Source organism: Nocardia sp. NPDC004604, from assembly GCF_040609795.1.
Classification (GTDB): domain Bacteria; phylum Actinomycetota; class Actinomycetes; order Mycobacteriales; family Mycobacteriaceae; genus Nocardia.
In genome coordinates this window covers 228,908-245,126 of the sequence record NZ_JBEXLC010000001.1, presented here as the reverse complement: position 1 = coordinate 245,126, position 16,219 = coordinate 228,908, and the positions used below count along the sequence as shown (strand labels likewise).

Here is a 16,219-nt window from a genome sequence, read left to right as displayed (position 1 = left end):
CACCAGCCTCAGAAGGGCGCGTCGGCCGCGATCTGCCCGACCTCCGGCAGATAGGGGTCGAGTTCCCCGGATTCGAAGCGCGACATACCGATGACATGCCAGAACTGTCCGGCGGTATTGCCTTCGAACTTGTAGCGACCATCCGGCGCGAGCGCCGCCCATCCTTCGGCCAGACCGAGCAGAATCGCCCGGATCGACGGCACGACGCCGACATCATCCTGCGGACGCGACCACACGATGATGTTCCCGTCATCGCCACCACTGGCCAATACCCGGCCGGACGGGTCGAAGCTCAGCGACCAGACCCGACGCTTATGTCCTTCGAGCGTATGCAGATGACGTCCGGATGCCATATCCCACAGTCGGACGACCAGATCGTCGCCGCCGGTGGCCAAGGTGCCGGTGTGCGGGTCGACCGCGGCGGTCCACAGTCGGCCGGTGTGCCGGGTCAGGGTGTGCAGCGCGTCGCCGGATTCGACATCCCAGATGCGGGCCGTGGTGTCCCACGAGACGCTGGCCACCCGACCGTCGTGGAAGGCGACCGCATACACCCGGTCCCGGTGACCGCGCAGCGCCCGCAGGAACCGGCCGGAGCGCACATCCCACAGCCGCACGATGGAATCGTCACAGCCGGTGGCCATCAGCGTGCCGTCGGCACTGAATGCGATCGAGCGCACCCGCCCGCGATGTTCGGCGCAGACGGCGTGCAGCGCACCGGTGGTGCGCACCCAGATGATCACCGTATCGTCGTCGTTGGCGGTGGCCACGAAGTCGCCGGTGGGGTCGAAGGCAATCGCCCAGATCGGCGCGGATTCGACAGTGATGTGCCGCTCGTACAGGTCGGTATCGAGATTGAACAGGCTGAGCCGCCCGTCGTTGCCGACCATGCCGAGCTGCTGCGGCCGCACCGCGCTGAACACCGCCGATTCGAAGGTGAGCAGGCGATCCTCGCTACCGATCAGCCTGCGGACCAGCCGACCGGTCACCGGGTCCCAGAGCCGCACCACACCGTCGTTGCCGACTCCGGCGAGCAGTGTGCCGTCGGTGTTGAATGTGACGGTGCGGACCTGGCGGCCGTGACCGGTCAGGGTGTGTTTGCAGGTGCCGGTGACCGGATCCCAGAGTCGGGTGGTGAATTGGTCATCGGTAATGGCCAGTTGGGCGCCGTCCGGGCGGAAGGCGAACGGCCAGATCGAGCCGGTGTGTGCGGTGAGCCGGTGCCGCAGTTCCCCGGTCGCGCTGACGCGCAGGCACACCAGCCCAGCGCTGTCGCCCGAGGCCAACAGTTCGCCGGACGGATCGAAGGCCAGCCAGTAGATGGCCGCACTGTGGTCGGTCAGCGCCTGTCGTTCGACACCGGTGTCGGCATCCCACAGCCGCAGTCCGCCATCGGTATCCCCGCTCGCCAGGATCGGCAGATTCGGATGGAAGGTCACGGTGTACACCCGTCCGGTATGACCGGGCAGATCACGAATCTTGCGGCAGCTCAGCGGATCCCAGAGCGCCAGGGTGCCGTCGACGCCGCCGACCGCGAGCAGCTCACCGGTCGGGTTGAACGCGACCCGGAACACCGAGCCGGCGGCACCGCTGAATTGGCCGCTTTCCCTTCCGGTTTCGATATCCCACAGCCGTACGGTCCCGTCTCGGTAGGAGGCCGCGACCAATGGTCCGTGAATCGCCAGGCTGTAGATCAGTTCTCGGTCACTGGCGGCGGGGCGGCATTCGTGGCGGAGTTCGCCGCTGGGCAGTGTCCAGAGGCGCAGCACCCCTTCGGCGTCACCGGTGGCCAGCAGATCACCGGCGGGGCTGAGTACCACGGGCCATGGCCAGTTCTTGTGCCCCTGCAGAATTCGGCGCAGTTCACCGGTGGCGGCATCCCAGATGGCGACGGTGCCGTCACCTGATCCCGTGATCAGCACCGTCTCGGTGAAGGCCACCGCGAAGGCTCTGGCCCGATGTGTCTGCAGCGTGCGCAGCGGTCTACCGGTCTCGCTATCGCAGATGAGCACGCCGCCGTCATCGCTGCCGATGGCGAGGGTGCCGCCGTCCGGATTGTAGGCGACCGGCTGCGGCAGTCTGCCGTGTCTGGCGTGGAAGCCGTGCCGGACTCCGATTGCGGCCGGGGCGAATTCGGTCTGTGCCGCGGCCCCGGGCACCCAGGCCGCGCCGCGCAGATCGGTGCCGCTGGGGGTGCCGGTGACATCGATCAGGGCGGCGCGGGTCCAGCGGCTGCCGCTCGCCCGCGACCCGGTCAGATCGGTGTGCACCAGTCGCGCACGGGTCAGATCGGCCGCGCCGAGATCCGCGCCGACCAGGCTGGCCTCGTCGAGCCGGGCGCCGACCAGCCGCGCACCGTGCAATACGGCGCGGTCCAGGTTGGTGCCGACCAACCGGGCGCCGGTGAGGTCGGCTCCGGTGAGATCGACATCGCGCAGATCCCGGTAGGATAGATCTTCCCCTACCAGGCTCGCACCGCGCAGGTCCGCGGTCGGCGCGGTACGCAGCCTGGTTGTCACCCGAATGGCATTGGTGCGCGAGACATCATCGGCCGCCTGGTCCGCAAGCACACCTTCGGCCCACGCACGCAATGCCCGGTTGTCGGCGAGATCGCAGAGAAAGTCGATCGAAAGTTGCGATAGCGGCGCTTGGGCGAGCTGTACGGGCGCTGCGGTTCCGACCTCGAACTGTTCGGCAATGTGGTTGGCCACCAACCATTCCATTACCGAGGAATGGATGAAGCCGAACAGGTTGTCCTCGGTGCGCACCAGCAGACTGCCGGAGCCGATGGCATGTGCCGACTGCTGCACCGACAGGCGCGTCGACCCGGTCAGTTCGGCCAAACCCGCCGCCACCTCGGTCAATTCGGATAGCCGCAGATACGGTTCGGCGGTCTCCCAGCTGCGCAGTGCGAATGCGGTCACCCCCAGCCACAATTCGTGCAGGCGCAGCCCGGGCAGTGCGCCGGCGACGCCCGCGGTCCGGTCGGCCTCATAGGTCAGCCAGGATTCCAGGATCTCCCGGTACAGCCCGGCCGGACCCACCGCCTGCTTGGCGCCCGCGGCCGCGCGCAGCCGCCGTTCGTCCAGATCGGCAATGAAGCCGAGCATTCTCGGATTCTGTGCGAGTCCGAGCAGATCTTCGATACCGGTGATCAACCCCATTCGGGCATCCGCGCGGCGCACATCGCCGCCGTAGCGGTTGGTCAGGAAGGCGTGGATCTGTGCGGGGGCGAAGTCCTCGATGCTGACGATGCGTCGATCCTGGAGCAGCCCGACTCTTTCGCCGAGCGCGGTGAGCACCTGGGCGCGGGATTCGAAGTGCTGGGTCCGGCTCGCCACAATGATCTTCGCCTTGCCGACCGCGGCTTGCAGCAGGGTCTCCAGATGGTCGGCGGCGAAGTCGTAGCTGATCCTGGTGACGAGTTCGTCGAAACCGTCGAACAGCAACACCACGCGGCCCTCGCGCAGCATGTAGTGCAGCGCCTTGAGATCGATCCGATCCTCACCGTGGTTGGCCAGATGTGCGGCGACCAGACCGTCCACCGAATGCGTTTTGTCCAGTGCACGCAGATCGATGAGGATCGGGATCAGCGCGGGCATGGTTTCGGTGATGCGCCGGGCCAATTCGCGCAGCGCGAAGGTTTTGCCGCGGCCGAAATCGCCGAGTACCAGGATGAATCTGCCGTGGTCGGCGGCGACCACCTTCATCAGTTCACCGACCAGATCGTCACGGATCAGTTGGTCACCGTGTTCCAGGATCCGGAAGCGTTGCGGCACATACAGATCCGGCGGATAGGTGCGATCGCTACGCAACCGCGCGGCCTGATGGGTGAGATAGTCGTCCAGATCGAGCAGGCCCTGGAATTCGGTGAAGCTGCGCACCCGCAGACCGTGGCTGGCGGCCTCCTCGCGCAGTGAACGCGGCGGCGGCGCACCGCGATAGACGAGTTCGGAACCGTATTCCGGATCGTGGCCGAGGAAGTCCTCCACCACCTGCCGCGTCATATCGCCGACGTGCACACCGATGCGCCACTGGGCGATGACCTCGTCGTACTCCCTGGTAATGAGCAGATGCGGTGGCTCCACCTCGACGCGGCGGATTTTCGCACCGGGATAACGGGTTTCGCATACCTCGGCGACGCGCTCGAGCAGCCGCCCGTGCGGGTCGACCGCCGGTGCCTCGGTGGGCGGTTCGGGGAGTTCGGGCTCGTCCGGACCGAGGAGTTCGGGTTGTTTGGCCGTTGGCAGCGCAGCCGTGGTCTTCAACCAGTCCAGCTCGAGTTGCCCGGTCGTATCACCCCGGCCGGAGAACCGGGCCAGTCCCGCGGCGGTGAGCTGGATGATCTCATCGCGGCCCGGCGCGGCGGCGGGCAGCACGGGTAGTGTGCCGTCGAGCCGATCCAGATGCGGCCCACCGGGTCCCGGGCCGTGCACCAGCAGATTCAACCGGCTGCCGAGCAGCCGCGACAGGGTGTCGGCGTCGCGCAGCAGATCCGGATCATGCGCGGGCGTACCAGCACCGGGCAGCGGATCGTGCCGGATGACGCCGAGGCGCAGCCATCCGTTCTCCTCGAACGGGCGCAGCCGCTCGGCAAACCACGCCGCCTGGGGTTCCCCGATCCGGCCGTAATCGTCCTCGGGCAGATGGGTTGCGGCCATGGTGGAATTCAATCCGGCCACCACGACACGCAATTCGGGAATCGGGAACAGCGTCCATGGCTGTCCGACATCGAAGACGAGGTGATCCAGCCCCTGATACAGCGCGGCGAACATCCGCGCGTACTGCTCCAGCTTCGGGAAGTACGGCGGCTGCGGCTTGCGATCGCGGGCCTCGCAGCCCAGGAAGTACGCGTGGCAGGCGGGTTTGGATACATCGTGATTGCCGGGCACCACGATCAGCCGATCCGGACCGAGACCGAGTAGCGTGCGCAGTCCGCTCAGAAAGGTCAGCGCCTCGTCGACCTCGCGCGGACGGCCGGATTCGGTCATATCGCCCGAGACCACGATCAGATCCGGCTTGGTCACCCCCTGATTCACCAGATGGGTGACATTTGCGTGGATGCGCGCCTGCAATTCGGCCGCGGTGCTCGGCTCGTCCGGACCGAGCAGGCCGCGACCGAATCGTGGTCCCGCCACATGCAGCACCGAAATGCCGGTGCGCTGCTCGTCGCGCTGCGCGGCACCGGGAAAGGCCGGAGCCGACACCGGCGTGCGGCGGCGCAGCACGGATTCGACAGTGTCCGAAATGGTTTCGGCGGCAAACCGGTCCGGCCCATGGCCAGGGCCATCATGCGGAAAGCCCGGTTCCGACGGCGGCTTGGCCCGCCCCGCGAGTAGATGTCCGACCCGCTCCAGCAGGATTCGGCGCGCCTCATCGGCGCTGGGCACCCGTACCAGATCGAGATAGGTGATGGTGGCGAGCAGGCCCTCCAGCGCGCATTCGGCGATGCGCACCGGCATCAGCTTGCCCGGATCGGTTCGGTAGGCCGCCTGCCATTCCATGGTTCCGTAGTACGAACCGAGATAGTTCTCCGACAGCACGACCAGCACCACCGCCGATTCGCGCACGCCGCGATCCATAAAATCGATGAAGTTCGTGCCCGGTACAAAATCCCAGGCCTGGATGAGGGTGGTGTAGCCAGCGCTCTCCAACTGCCAGGCCAACCAGGTGGCCCAACGCTCGTCGGCCGGTGAATAGCTGATGAAGAAGTCCCGCCGCCCGCCCGAAGTCACAGCATCAGTATGCCCCGAGGGGTCGCCACACCAAACGGAAGAAGATCAATGCGAAGCGAGGCGAATAGAGAAGTGCCCCAGCCGATATGCTGCATGATGGGGCATGTGTCCGAACAGGTCGATTCCACTGCGGAGAACCCGCCGTCGAGTGCCCTGACGTCCACACCGGCGCCCAGATGGGGGCTGAGCACGCTGGATCGGGTCCGGCTCGGACTGTTCGCGGCCGGGCTGCTGTGTGTGGCAACCGGGTTGCTGCCGCGGGCCGAGGCCGCCGACAATATGCGCCGGATCGGGCCACTGCTGCTGTTCCTGTGCAGTGTGATTATTCTCGCAGAGCTCACCCGACAGGCGAAGGTCTTCGATGTGATCGCCCACCGGCTGGCCATTTTGGGCCGGGGCTACTATCCGGCGCTGTTCCTGCTCTGTGTGCTCTTTGCATCGGCGACCACCACCCTGCTCAATCTCGATACCACCGCCGTCCTGCTCACCCCGGTTATGCTCGCGCTGGCCACACCGGCCCGCATTCCGCCGCTGCCCTTGGCAATGACCACGCTCTGGCTGGCCAATACAGCGAGTCTGCTGCTGCCGGTCTCCAATCTCACCAATCTCCTCGCCGCCGATCGAGTCGCGTTGCGCGCCACCGATTTCGCGGCGCGGATGTGGGCGCCGCAGTTGGTATCGATCATCGCGACGATGGTGTGCCTATGGATCTGGTATTGGCGGCGCGGGCGACGCGAGACCGACCGATACGTACCGCCGGAGCCGATCCGCCCAGAGAATGCCAGTGAGCGCACGCTGCTCTACACGACGGCGGGCGCATGTCTGCTTTTCATCCTGGCAATACCGTTCGTGGGTGACCGGATCGGCATCGCTGCCACCCTCGCCGCCGCCATCGCGGTGACGGCCTTCGCGATCCTGGACCGATCCTCGTTGCGCTGGTCGCTGATCCCCTGGCAACTCCTGGTTTTCGTGGTCGGACTGTTCCTGCTGGTGCCGACGCTGAGCCGATTCGGTCTCGCCGATGCGATGCGCGCGCTGATCGGTGACGACTCCGGCACTGTCGGGGCCTTCCGCGCGGCCGGGGCCGGGGCCGGACTATCCAATGTCGCCAATAATCTTCCGGCCTACACGGCCGGTGAGGCGGTCATTCCCGAACATCATGGGGATCAGTCACTCGGCCTGTTGATCGGCACGAATATCGGGCCGATTGTGACGCCGTGGGCGTCGCTGGCCACTCTGCTGTGTCTGGAGTTCTGCCGGAAGCACGGGGTGCGGGTGCCGATGCTGCGGTTCGTGCTCACCGGCCTCGGGCTGGCAGTGGTCGCGACGGCAGGAGCGGTCGCGGCACTACTCGTGACCGGATAGCCGCACTTCACCTCAGCCCGGCAGACCGGTGACGATGATGTCGGCGGCCGACTTGACCAGTAGCGTCAGCTCCGGGAGCATTTCGCCGCTCGCGGCAATGAAGTTCACCTCACCGATGGGCAGATCGAGGCGATCATCGAGCGGTGCGCCGTCGAAATCGGTAAGGTGCAGGCCGGATTCGCGGGCAAGCAAGGTTCCGGCCGGGAGATCGACGAAACCGGCGCGATAGCCGACGAAGCCGTCGATATCGCCGCGCGCGAGCATGACCCAGCACAACAGCGGCGACCAGAGTTGGATCAGACGGCGCGAGCCGGATTCCAGGGACAGACGCAGGGCACGTGCGGCCGCATCGGTGCGACCCACCGGATACCCCTGCAACCAGGCCAGGGTCGGCGCGGATGCGCTGGACCGATGTGCCGGGCGGCGGACCGGGCCGCCGGGTCCGCTCGCGCCGCCGCCGCGCACGGCCGACCAGGTGCGGTCCGATACCGGCTCGTGAATTACGCCGAGTACCGGGATTCCGTTGTGGCACAGGGCGATACCAACCGTGCAGACCGGCAGGCCGATGGCGATGTTATTGGTGCCGTCCAGCGGATCGACGACCCAGCACCAGGCATCGTCCACCCCATCGAGACCTGACTCCTCGGCGAGGATGCGGTGATCGGGAAAGGCCCGACGTATATGGCCGACAATGAGATGTTCGGCGCGTACATCCAGATCAGTGACCAGATCACCGGCCGCATCCTTGACCCGCACGGTCAGCGATCCGGCCAGACCCGCACGAATCGCCCGACCCGCCTCGACCGCCGCCTCGACCGCGACCGACCGCGCGAGCGCGAGGATCGCCTCCGGCGGCTTTTCGCGCAATGCCCCGATCCGGACCGCATCGGCCCGATTCACCTGGGGGACAGCCAGATTCATCACGTCGCTCGCTCGCATCGGTCCTCCAGCTGTTCCGGCACGGTACTCAGATGATCCAGCACGGTCTCGGCGGCCTGCCGGATTTCGGTTGTGGTGCACGCCGTTCGGTGCACCCAGTGGTCGGCGGTGGCGAGGCCACCGAGCGATCGGTCCGGTCGGCCGGGTCGAGCCTCGCCGAGCACGACTGTGGCCGCCTCGCCCGGTACGTCGGAGACGTGAAATACCCCGTGCGGCAACGTGTATACCTCGCCCGAGTGGAAGTGCTCGGTCGATCGGGTACGGCAGGTGACCAGTTGCGCGGTCGCGCGCACCACGTCACCATCCGCGGCACTATGGATTTCGAATATCCGGTGCGTCGGCCGATCGGTAGCGCCTGTCACGTCGAGAATCTGGTTGCCGACCCGGCCGTACAGCACCGCGCTCAGCAGATCCCAACTGTGCGCGTGCATCGGCGAGGTCGTCGGCTCGGCGCGCAGACCCGCGGTCCAGACGTGCACGCAGACGCCGCGACCGCCGCCACGCCAGACCGGAAAGCACAGGAACCCCAACGGATGTCGGACCGGGCTGACCTCGACGCGACCGCCCAGCACACCGGTCATCAGGTCGTGGGTCCAGCGGCGCACGGTGCCGTTTGCGACCGCGCGCCGCTCGCTCGACGAGACGCGCCCCGCCGCGTCGGAGCCGATCAGCGTTAGGAGACGGTCGTAGTCGTTCATTCAGTACGGATTCCTCGGCTGTAGCGCGCGGCGCACGATATCGGCGACATCGCGATCGGTGTAGGAGGCCGGTAGTGCGAGACCGAGCGCATCGAACAGCCCGCGGGTCTGATCGACGGACGGCTCATCGGCCAGCGGCAGCTCCTCGCTGCGGCTGAGCGGCACCTGCCTGGCCTGCTTGAAACTCGCCACCAGTTCCCGGTTGAAGTCCCGGTAGTAGGGCTTATCCCGTTCGAACATCAGGGCCGGGGTGTTCGGATTGTCCTGGGTGACAATGACGCAACTCGATGACAGGTCCCAGCGGAAGGTCGTCATCACCGTCGACAGACCGACATCGATGGTCAGGAAGGTGAAGCGCTGCCGGTACCAGCAGGCGGCGAGCACCGTCGCGAAGGACTCCTTGCGAGTGCGTTCGGTGGTCCACAGTTCGCCGGTGCGGTCGGCCTCCGGGACCAGCGACGAGCGGAATTGCGCATAGGTCTTGCACAGCTGCTCATTGGTCGGATCGAGGACCTCGACCTGGATCCGCAGCGGACGCTGTTCGCGGCGGGCGTTTTCGACGCATTCGCGCAGTGTGACGGCCCGTAGATAGGTTCCGGTGCCGCCCTTGAACAGCCATTGTTCGGTGCCGCGCCGCGCCAGGGTATGCGCGTGCCCGATCTCCGGACCGTACAGCAGCTGCACCGAATTCGAATCCCGAATTGCCTTGGCCGACAGGTGCCGATCACGCAGCAGCGTGGTGGCCAGCAGACCGAGCACCAGCAGGATGACGGCGTTGATCCGATCCGCATCGAAGAAGCCGATATCGATCAGCGAGATCACACCGAAGATGACCGCCAGAACCAAGGCGACGAGACCGTCGATATTGTTCCGCAGCCAGATCAGCACCCGTGCCATAGGTTTTCGGCCTCCCCTGGGGTTTCCACCCAGGATAGGTGCATCGGTGTCGACGCAGCGAGCGAACCGTCAAGTCCCAGTAGCGGACCGGTGCGTCGACACGGCGTCCAGTCGCGCGGTGAGGAGTCGGCGGGCTCGGTCGTAGGGGGCCGATTCGCCGAACAGCAGCGCGTCCTGGGCCGCGGTGCGTGCGATGGCGTCGAGTTCGAAGGCGAGGTCGGCGGGCTCGTTATCGGCGGCGATCTCACCGAGGTCGACGGCCTCGGCGACGGTAGTTTCATAGAGCCGCAACCAGTCTCGCCGCGATGCGGCCACGGCGTCGTGCACCCGGCCCGGACGGGCATCGAATTCCGCGACGGCGGACAGGAAGAAGCAGCCACCGCTGAAGTACGGCTTGGCGGCATAGTCCAGCCAGGACTCGGCCAGCGCACGGACGCGGCGGATACCAGCGGGTGCGCGCCGCGCGGGCTTCACTACATGTGCGACGAAGACCTCGACGGCCGCGCGGACGGTGGCGAGCTGGAGTTCCTCCTTCGAGCCGAAGTGCGCGAAGACGCCGCTCTTGCTGAGGTCGAGTTCGGTTGCCAGGCGCCGCACGGACAGGCTTTCCAGGCCCTCGACCGAGGCGATATCCATGGCGCGGTCGAGGATGACGCGGCGGGATCGCTCACCGCGCTGCAAACGCTTGTCGACCTTGGTCTCGACGGTCATCGGTACCTGCCTTTCGCCCGAGATCGAGCATAGTCGACGGACGGTTGTCCCGATTGTTTTGCACCGAATTATCTGGATCATCTCGTCGTTCGCCCGATGTTGACAGACAACTGCGGGCACAAGTAATAGTACGACTGTCCACATAGTTCACCGTAGCCACAAGCTAGCGCCGCCGATCGGCAGCATTCACCGCTATCGGAGAGGCGGATTGCAGTGCAGAGTTGGCACAGAATCGGCAGATCTGTGGACACATCGGCCGCTCGAAAAATTGGGACGAGCGTCCACTTTGTTCAGATGAGAGGACAGATCATGCGCGCTATTCAGCAGGAGCACTGGGGTGGGCCCGAAACCATGCGACTCGTGGACATCGAGCGGCCAAGACCCCTGTACACCGAAGTGCTGGTGAAAGTCATTGCGGCGGGGGTGAATCCGGTCGACTGCTTCAGCAGGGAAGGGCGGGCGTACGCCGATGTACGGACGCTACCCTTCGTCAACGGCTGGGATGTCGCCGGAATCGTCGAGGAGGTCGGCTACGGTGTGACCCGGTTCCGGCCCGGCGACCGGGTGTACGGCATGCCGTGGTTTCCGCGCGCGGCGGGCGCCTACGCGGAGTATGTGACCGCGCCGTCGCACCAATTCGCCCGCATGCCAACGGGTTCGAGTTTCACCGAGGCGGCGGCACTGCCATTGGCCGCGCTCACGGCCTGGCAGATGCTCGTCGACATCGCGAAAGTCGCTCCCGGACAGCGCGTTCTGGTATCCGCCGCGGCAGGCGGGGTCGGCCACCTCGCCGTGCAGATCGCAAAGTCGTTCGGGGCCCATGTGATCGGCACCGCGCGCTCGGCCGAGCACGACTTCCTCGCCGAACTCGGCGCCGACGAGACCATCGACTACACGACGACCGATATCGCCGCCACGGTCCGCGATGTCGATATCGTGCTCCAGATGTACGGCGGCGATCCGGCGCTGCGCATGCTCGAAACCTTGCGTCCCGGTGGCATTCTCGTCAACGGACAGGCGGCATGGACACCCGGAATGTACGAGCGCGCGGCCGAACTCGACGTGCGCGCCAGCACCTTCCTGGTGGAACCCGACCGCGCGGACCTCGAATCACTGACCGATCTGGTCGAAAAGAAACAACTGCGCCCACACGTCGAAACGGTGCTGCCGCTGGAACAGGCGGCCGAGGCACACCGACTGATCGAACAGGGCCGAACCACAGGGAAGATCGTGCTCACCGTTGCCGAGTGACCCAGGCCACACCATGGCTCCTTGACCTCGAGTGCAGTTGAGGAACCAAGATCGATCCGTGCCCGGGTTCGCCGAATGCGGCGCACGTCGAAGCGCGCCGCCGAGCCCGGCACACCCGAATCCGCGAGCCGGTCAGCGTCGATGACTCGCGGTTCGCTCCCACTGGACCAGTACACCCACCAGTGGGAGCGTGGGTGGGCGCAGCCCATGCATAGCCTGAAACGCCAACAGCCGCACACCATTTCGGTGCGCGGCTGCGCGAGTGACGATCAAGCGGAGACGGCGATCTCCCACTCGTAAACGGTGAGTTCCGACGACCCGGTGGTGTGCACCGGGTCGGTGAACGCGATCTCGCGGGCGGCTTCCAGACTTTCGGCACGGATCACGTAGGCACCGCCGGTGCCGTCGGTGAACCGTCCGCTCTCCACCAACTGCCCACGCTCCAACAGCTCGTTCAAAAACTGCCGGTGCGGTTCGATGGCGGCCGGGTCGAAAGATGGTTTGCGCATCGCCATGACCAGGTATTTATTGGTCACGACTGCGGCTCCGGACGCGGCGCCCTGGTCGCCGCGGCGGCGGCGCGCACCTGCGGGGCCACCAGCACGACCTGGCCGAGCACACCATTGACGAATCCGGGCGAATCGTCGGTGGACAGCTCCTTGGCCAACTCGACCGCCTCGTCGACGGCGACCACCGGCGGAACATCGTTGGCGTGGAACAACTCCCACACCGCGATGCGCAGAATGGCCCGGTCGACGGCGGGCAGCCGGGACAGCTCCCAATCCTTGAGGTAGGACTCGATGGTGCCGTCCACCCGATCCAGATCGTCGGCGACGCCCTCGACCAGGGTCCGGGTGTAGGCGTGCACCGGGGCGACCGCCTGATCCTGGGTGGCCAGTTCGACCCGCTCGCTGAGCAGGTCGGCCGCGTCCACGTCGCGCGCTTCCGCTTCGAAGAGCAGGTCGACCGCCCGGCGGCGGGCCTTGTGGCGCGCGCCGAGCTTCTTGAACGTGGACTTCTTGTCTACAGGCTGTTCCGCCACAGCAGTCATTATCCCTGTTTGCCTGGAGGGGCGATCAGGCGTTGACTCGGCCGAGGTAGCTGCCGTCGCGCGAGTCGATGCGCAGCTTGTCACCGGTGTTGATGAACAGCGGGACCTGCACCTCGGCGCCGGTCTCGAGGGTGGCAGGCTTGGTGCCGCCGGTGGAGCGGTCGCCCTGCAGGCCGATATCGGTGTGCTGCACCTCGAGCTCGACGGTGACCGGAAGTTCGACGTAGAGCGGCGCACCCTCATGGGTGGCGACCTGCACGACCATGTTCTCCAACAGGAAGCGGGCGCCGGGGCCGATGGTCTCTTCGGCGATGGAGATCTGGTCGAAGGTCTGGCTGTCCATGAAGACGTAATCCGTGCCGTCGTGGTACAGGTAGGTCATATCGCGACGGTCGACCGTGGCGGTCTCCACCTTGACGCCCGCGTTGAAGGTCTTGTCGACGACCTTGCCGGACAGCACGTTCTTCAGCTTGGTCCGCACGAATGCAGGGCCCTTACCCGGCTTGACGTGCTGGAATTCGACGATCTGCTGGAGCTGACCGTCGATCTTCAGCACGAGGCCGTTCTTGAAGTCGCTGGTGTCCGCCACTGTTCTCGGATCTCCTAGTTCATGAATGTTCGGGCAACCGGCGTCAGTCGACGACGGTCAGGTCTTTGCTGGTGTTGGTGAGCAGATCCGGGCCCCCCTCGCGCACCACGAGCGTGTCCTCGATCCGGACGCCGCCGCGGCCGGGGAAGTACACACCTGGTTCGACGGTCACCGCCACGCCAGACAGAAGTGTACCGGTTCCGGTTTTGGCGATTCCCGGCGCTTCGTGGATCTGCAGTCCGACACCATGCCCGAGACCGTGCACGAACAGCTTCCCGTGCCCGGCTTCCTCGATCACCGCGCGTGCCGCCGCATCCACGTCGTTGACCTGGGCGCCGGGCTTCAGCGCTTCGCGCCCGGCCCGTTGCGCCGCCTCGACCAGCGCGTACACCTCGCGATGCCAGTCGGAGGCGGTGCCGAGCACGAAGGTTCGGGTCATATCGGAGTGGTAGCCGCCGACCACGGCGCCGAAGTCGATCTTGACGAAGTCACCGGTGGCGAGGACCGCGTCGGTGGGCCGATGATGCGGAATGGCGGAATTGGCACCGGTCGCCACGATGGTCTCGAAGGCGACCGCGTCGGCGCCGTGTTCGAACATCGCCCACTCCAGATCCCTCGCGACCTGACGTTCGGTGCGGCCGGGTCGCAGGCCACCGCGTTCCAGCAGGGTCGCCAACCCGGCGTCACCCGCTGCGCAGGCGGCGCGCAGTTGCTCGATCTCATAAGCGTCCTTGACCATGCGCAACTGTTCGACCAGCCCCGGCGTGGCGACGAACTCCAAACCGGTCTTCTGCGCGATGAATCCCCGATGCTGGTCGACCGTGACGACGTGACTCTCAAAGCCGACCCGGCCGAGTTGCCACTCCCCCGCGAGCTCCACGATGCGCCGGGCGGTGGCCCTGGCGATTTCGGCGCGCAGGTCCGGCACCTGCTCGGCGACCTGGCTCAGGTAGCGCCCGTCCGTCCCGATCACCGTGCGCTCCTCGGCATTACGCATATCCCACGAGGTCACCACCAGGGTGGCATTGGACCCGGTGAAACCGGTCAGGTACCTGATGTTCACCAGATCGGTGACCAACAGCGCATCGACCTCGTTTTCCACCAGCAGACTCCGCAGCGCACCACGACGCGCCGCGTAGTCGGGCCAACGGCCCGCGGGATCAGCAGACATGTGTCAAAACTACCGCCGACACGCCGTGACTCCGCATAAAACATCGGCATAACCCGTGCCGTACCCGACGTATTCGGCACAATGTCCCGTTCCCGAAGCCGCTCCGACAGCTCCGATTGCTACGTTCGGGCCCATGTCGATGACCATGCGGATGCGACGCGGCCTGATTTCCGGCATCGCGGCAGTGCTCGCGATCGGCATAGTCGCGTCCTGCGAATCGTCCTCGCAGACCACCGAGCACGACACCCACACCGCGATCGACCTGCAGGCGCACCGCGGCGGGCGCGGCCTCACCATCGAGGAATCGCTCGACGGCTTCGCCAAGGCGCTGCGGCTCGGCGTGACCACCCTCGAACTCGATATCGTGCTCACCGCCGACAAGACGCCGCTCATCTGGCACGACCCGGTGGTGCTCGCGGAGAAATGCACCGACACCGCGCCCGCCTTCCCCGGTGACCCGCAATTCCCCTACGTGGGCAAGGTGATTCACGATCTCACCTACGCCCAGACCCAGACGCTGGACTGCGGCAGCCGCACATTGCCGAATTTTCCGCGCCAGCAAGCGGTTCCCGGCAACCGGATCGCCACGCTGCCCCAGCTGTTCGACCTGGTCAGCACGCACGGCGCGGACGGGGTGCGCTTCAATATCGAAACCAAGGTCGAGGCCGATAAGACCGAACAGTCTGCTGCGCCGCAGGAGTTCGTCGACACCATCCTCGCCGCGGTCGCGCAGGCTGGAAAGACCGATGCCGTGGAGATCCAGAGCTTCGACTGGCGGACCTTGCCGCTGGTGCGCAAGGCCGCGCCGTCGATACCGCTCGTCGCACTTTATGACGACACGACCTTCCACGCCGGCTCGCGCTGGCTCGGACCGGTTCGCTACGAGGATCACCCCGACGACCCGCTCGCCGCGGTGCGGGCTCTCGGCGCGGATATCGTCTCGCCCGGGTATTCGGTCCCCTACGGCAAGAAGGCGGGCGAGCCCGGATTCGCCCTCATCGCCGACCGGACCTATGTCGACAACGCCCACCGCCTCGGGCTGCGGGTGATTCCCTGGACGGTGAACGATAAGGCCACCATCGCGGCCCAGATCGATACCGGTGTCGACGGCGTCATCACCGACTATCCGGATGTCATGCGAGAAGTGCTCCAGGAGAAGGGGCGTCCGCTTCCGCCGGCCTATCGATAGCTGCGCTCGAGCGAGCCGATCGATGTTCACATATCGATCGGTTATCCCCAATCCGAAGATCGGGGCTGCATCGGCGGACGAGGCGGACGAGGCTGGAAGCCATGCCTCCCATCGCCTTTGCCCTGCTGGTGGCCTGGTGCGCAGCCCTCACCGCAGTCGATCTCTGGCAGCGCCGACTACCCAATGCGCTCACCGCGTCCGGTACCGTGATCATCTTCGGATATGCGCTGTTCACAACACAATTCACAGCAGCGGCAGTCGGCGCTGTCCTGCTCGCGGTGCCCTATCTCTTGGTGCACTTGATCGCACCCGCCGCGCTCGGAGCGGGTGATGTGAAGCTCGCTGTCGGACTCGGTGCGGTCGCCACGCTCGGCGGTGCACAGGTGTGGGTCCGGGCGGCTATTGCGGCCCCGGTCCTCACCGCGGCATTCGGACTGGCCGTGCTGGCCCTATGGCGGATTCGAGCCGGCGATAATCGAGCCGGTCCGCGGGCGCTGCCCCATGGGCCCGCCATGTGCCTGGCGACGGTACTGAGCCTGGCGGCGGCACATGGCTAGCCGAACCCATGGTGCGGGACGCGCGAGCGTGCCGGTCATCACGTCGGGCCGCGTGCCGGAGCACCCGCG

13 protein-coding genes are annotated in these 16,219 nt (G+C 66.3%); 4 read left to right on the top strand and 9 right to left on the bottom strand.

Annotated features, from left to right (window positions below; translation table 11 throughout):
* Positions 1-8: 8 nt before the first annotated feature.
* Complete coding sequence (locus tag ABZW16_RS01180) at positions 9-5,732, bottom strand: TIR domain-containing protein (protein WP_354950836.1); 5,724 nt, start codon at positions 5,730-5,732, stop codon at positions 9-11.
* A gap of 105 nt (positions 5,733-5,837) precedes the next feature.
* On the opposite strand from ABZW16_RS01180, the gene ABZW16_RS01175 reads away from it, so the two are divergent.
* A complete protein-coding gene (locus ABZW16_RS01175; protein WP_354950834.1) occupies positions 5,838-7,097 on the top strand; it encodes an SLC13 family permease in 1,260 nt (419 codons plus the stop codon).
* A 12-nt stretch (positions 7,098-7,109) separates the two neighbouring features.
* Here ABZW16_RS01175 and ABZW16_RS01170 read toward each other — a convergent pair whose 3' ends face one another.
* From ABZW16_RS01170 to ABZW16_RS01155, 4 genes are all read right to left on the bottom strand, one after another.
* Positions 7,110-8,036 carry an inositol monophosphatase gene (locus tag ABZW16_RS01170; protein ID WP_354950832.1) on the bottom strand — a complete coding sequence of 309 codons (927 nt, stop codon included), beginning with the start codon at positions 8,034-8,036 and terminating at the stop codon, positions 7,110-7,112.
* Positions 8,018-8,734, bottom strand: coding sequence for a hypothetical protein (locus ABZW16_RS01165; protein ID WP_354950830.1), 717 nt, complete (start codon positions 8,732-8,734; stop codon positions 8,018-8,020). The genes ABZW16_RS01170 and ABZW16_RS01165 overlap by 19 nt, the downstream gene beginning before the upstream one ends.
* The gene (locus tag ABZW16_RS01160; protein WP_354950828.1) at positions 8,735-9,631 is read right to left on the bottom strand and encodes a hypothetical protein; all 897 of its coding nucleotides are present in this window, start codon (positions 9,629-9,631) and stop codon (positions 8,735-8,737) included.
* Between the two features lie 69 nt (positions 9,632-9,700).
* Positions 9,701-10,342: a TetR family transcriptional regulator gene (locus tag ABZW16_RS01155; protein WP_354950826.1), complete on the bottom strand. Its 642-nt coding sequence runs from the start codon at positions 10,340-10,342 to the stop codon at positions 9,701-9,703.
* Positions 10,343-10,636: 294 nt separating this feature from the next.
* Between ABZW16_RS01155 and ABZW16_RS01150 the strand changes: the two genes are divergently transcribed.
* On the top strand, positions 10,637-11,593 hold the full coding sequence (locus tag ABZW16_RS01150) for an NADP-dependent oxidoreductase (protein ID WP_354950824.1): 957 nt from the start codon (positions 10,637-10,639) through the stop codon (positions 11,591-11,593).
* 269 nt (positions 11,594-11,862) lie between these two features.
* On the opposite strand, the gene ABZW16_RS01145 is transcribed toward ABZW16_RS01150, so the two are convergent.
* Genes ABZW16_RS01145 through ABZW16_RS01130 form a run of 4 tightly spaced genes read right to left on the bottom strand, consistent with a single transcriptional unit; the run spans position 11,863 to position 14,404 of the window.
* Positions 11,863-12,129 (bottom strand): YciI family protein, encoded by a 267-nt coding sequence (locus ABZW16_RS01145; protein ID WP_354950822.1) that lies wholly within the window; start codon positions 12,127-12,129, stop codon positions 11,863-11,865.
* Positions 12,126-12,635: a transcription antitermination factor NusB gene (gene nusB / locus ABZW16_RS01140; protein ID WP_354950820.1), complete on the bottom strand. Its 510-nt coding sequence runs from the start codon at positions 12,633-12,635 to the stop codon at positions 12,126-12,128. The genes ABZW16_RS01145 and nusB overlap by 4 nt, the downstream gene beginning before the upstream one ends.
* Before the next feature lie 34 nt (positions 12,636-12,669).
* Positions 12,670-13,233, bottom strand: a complete 564-nt coding sequence (efp, locus tag ABZW16_RS01135; protein WP_354950818.1) for an elongation factor P — start codon at positions 13,231-13,233, stop codon at positions 12,670-12,672.
* Positions 13,234-13,276: 43 nt separating this feature from the next.
* Complete coding sequence (locus ABZW16_RS01130) at positions 13,277-14,404, bottom strand: Xaa-Pro peptidase family protein (protein ID WP_354950816.1); 1,128 nt, start codon at positions 14,402-14,404, stop codon at positions 13,277-13,279.
* Positions 14,405-14,570: 166 nt separating this feature from the next.
* Between ABZW16_RS01130 and ABZW16_RS01125 the strand changes: the two genes are divergently transcribed.
* Positions 14,571-15,593, top strand: a complete 1,023-nt coding sequence (locus ABZW16_RS01125; RefSeq protein WP_354950918.1) for a glycerophosphodiester phosphodiesterase — start codon at positions 14,571-14,573, stop codon at positions 15,591-15,593.
* Between the two features lie 101 nt (positions 15,594-15,694).
* Complete coding sequence (locus tag ABZW16_RS01120) at positions 15,695-16,150, top strand: A24 family peptidase (protein ID WP_354950814.1); 456 nt, start codon at positions 15,695-15,697, stop codon at positions 16,148-16,150.
* Positions 16,151-16,219 lie beyond the last annotated feature (69 nt).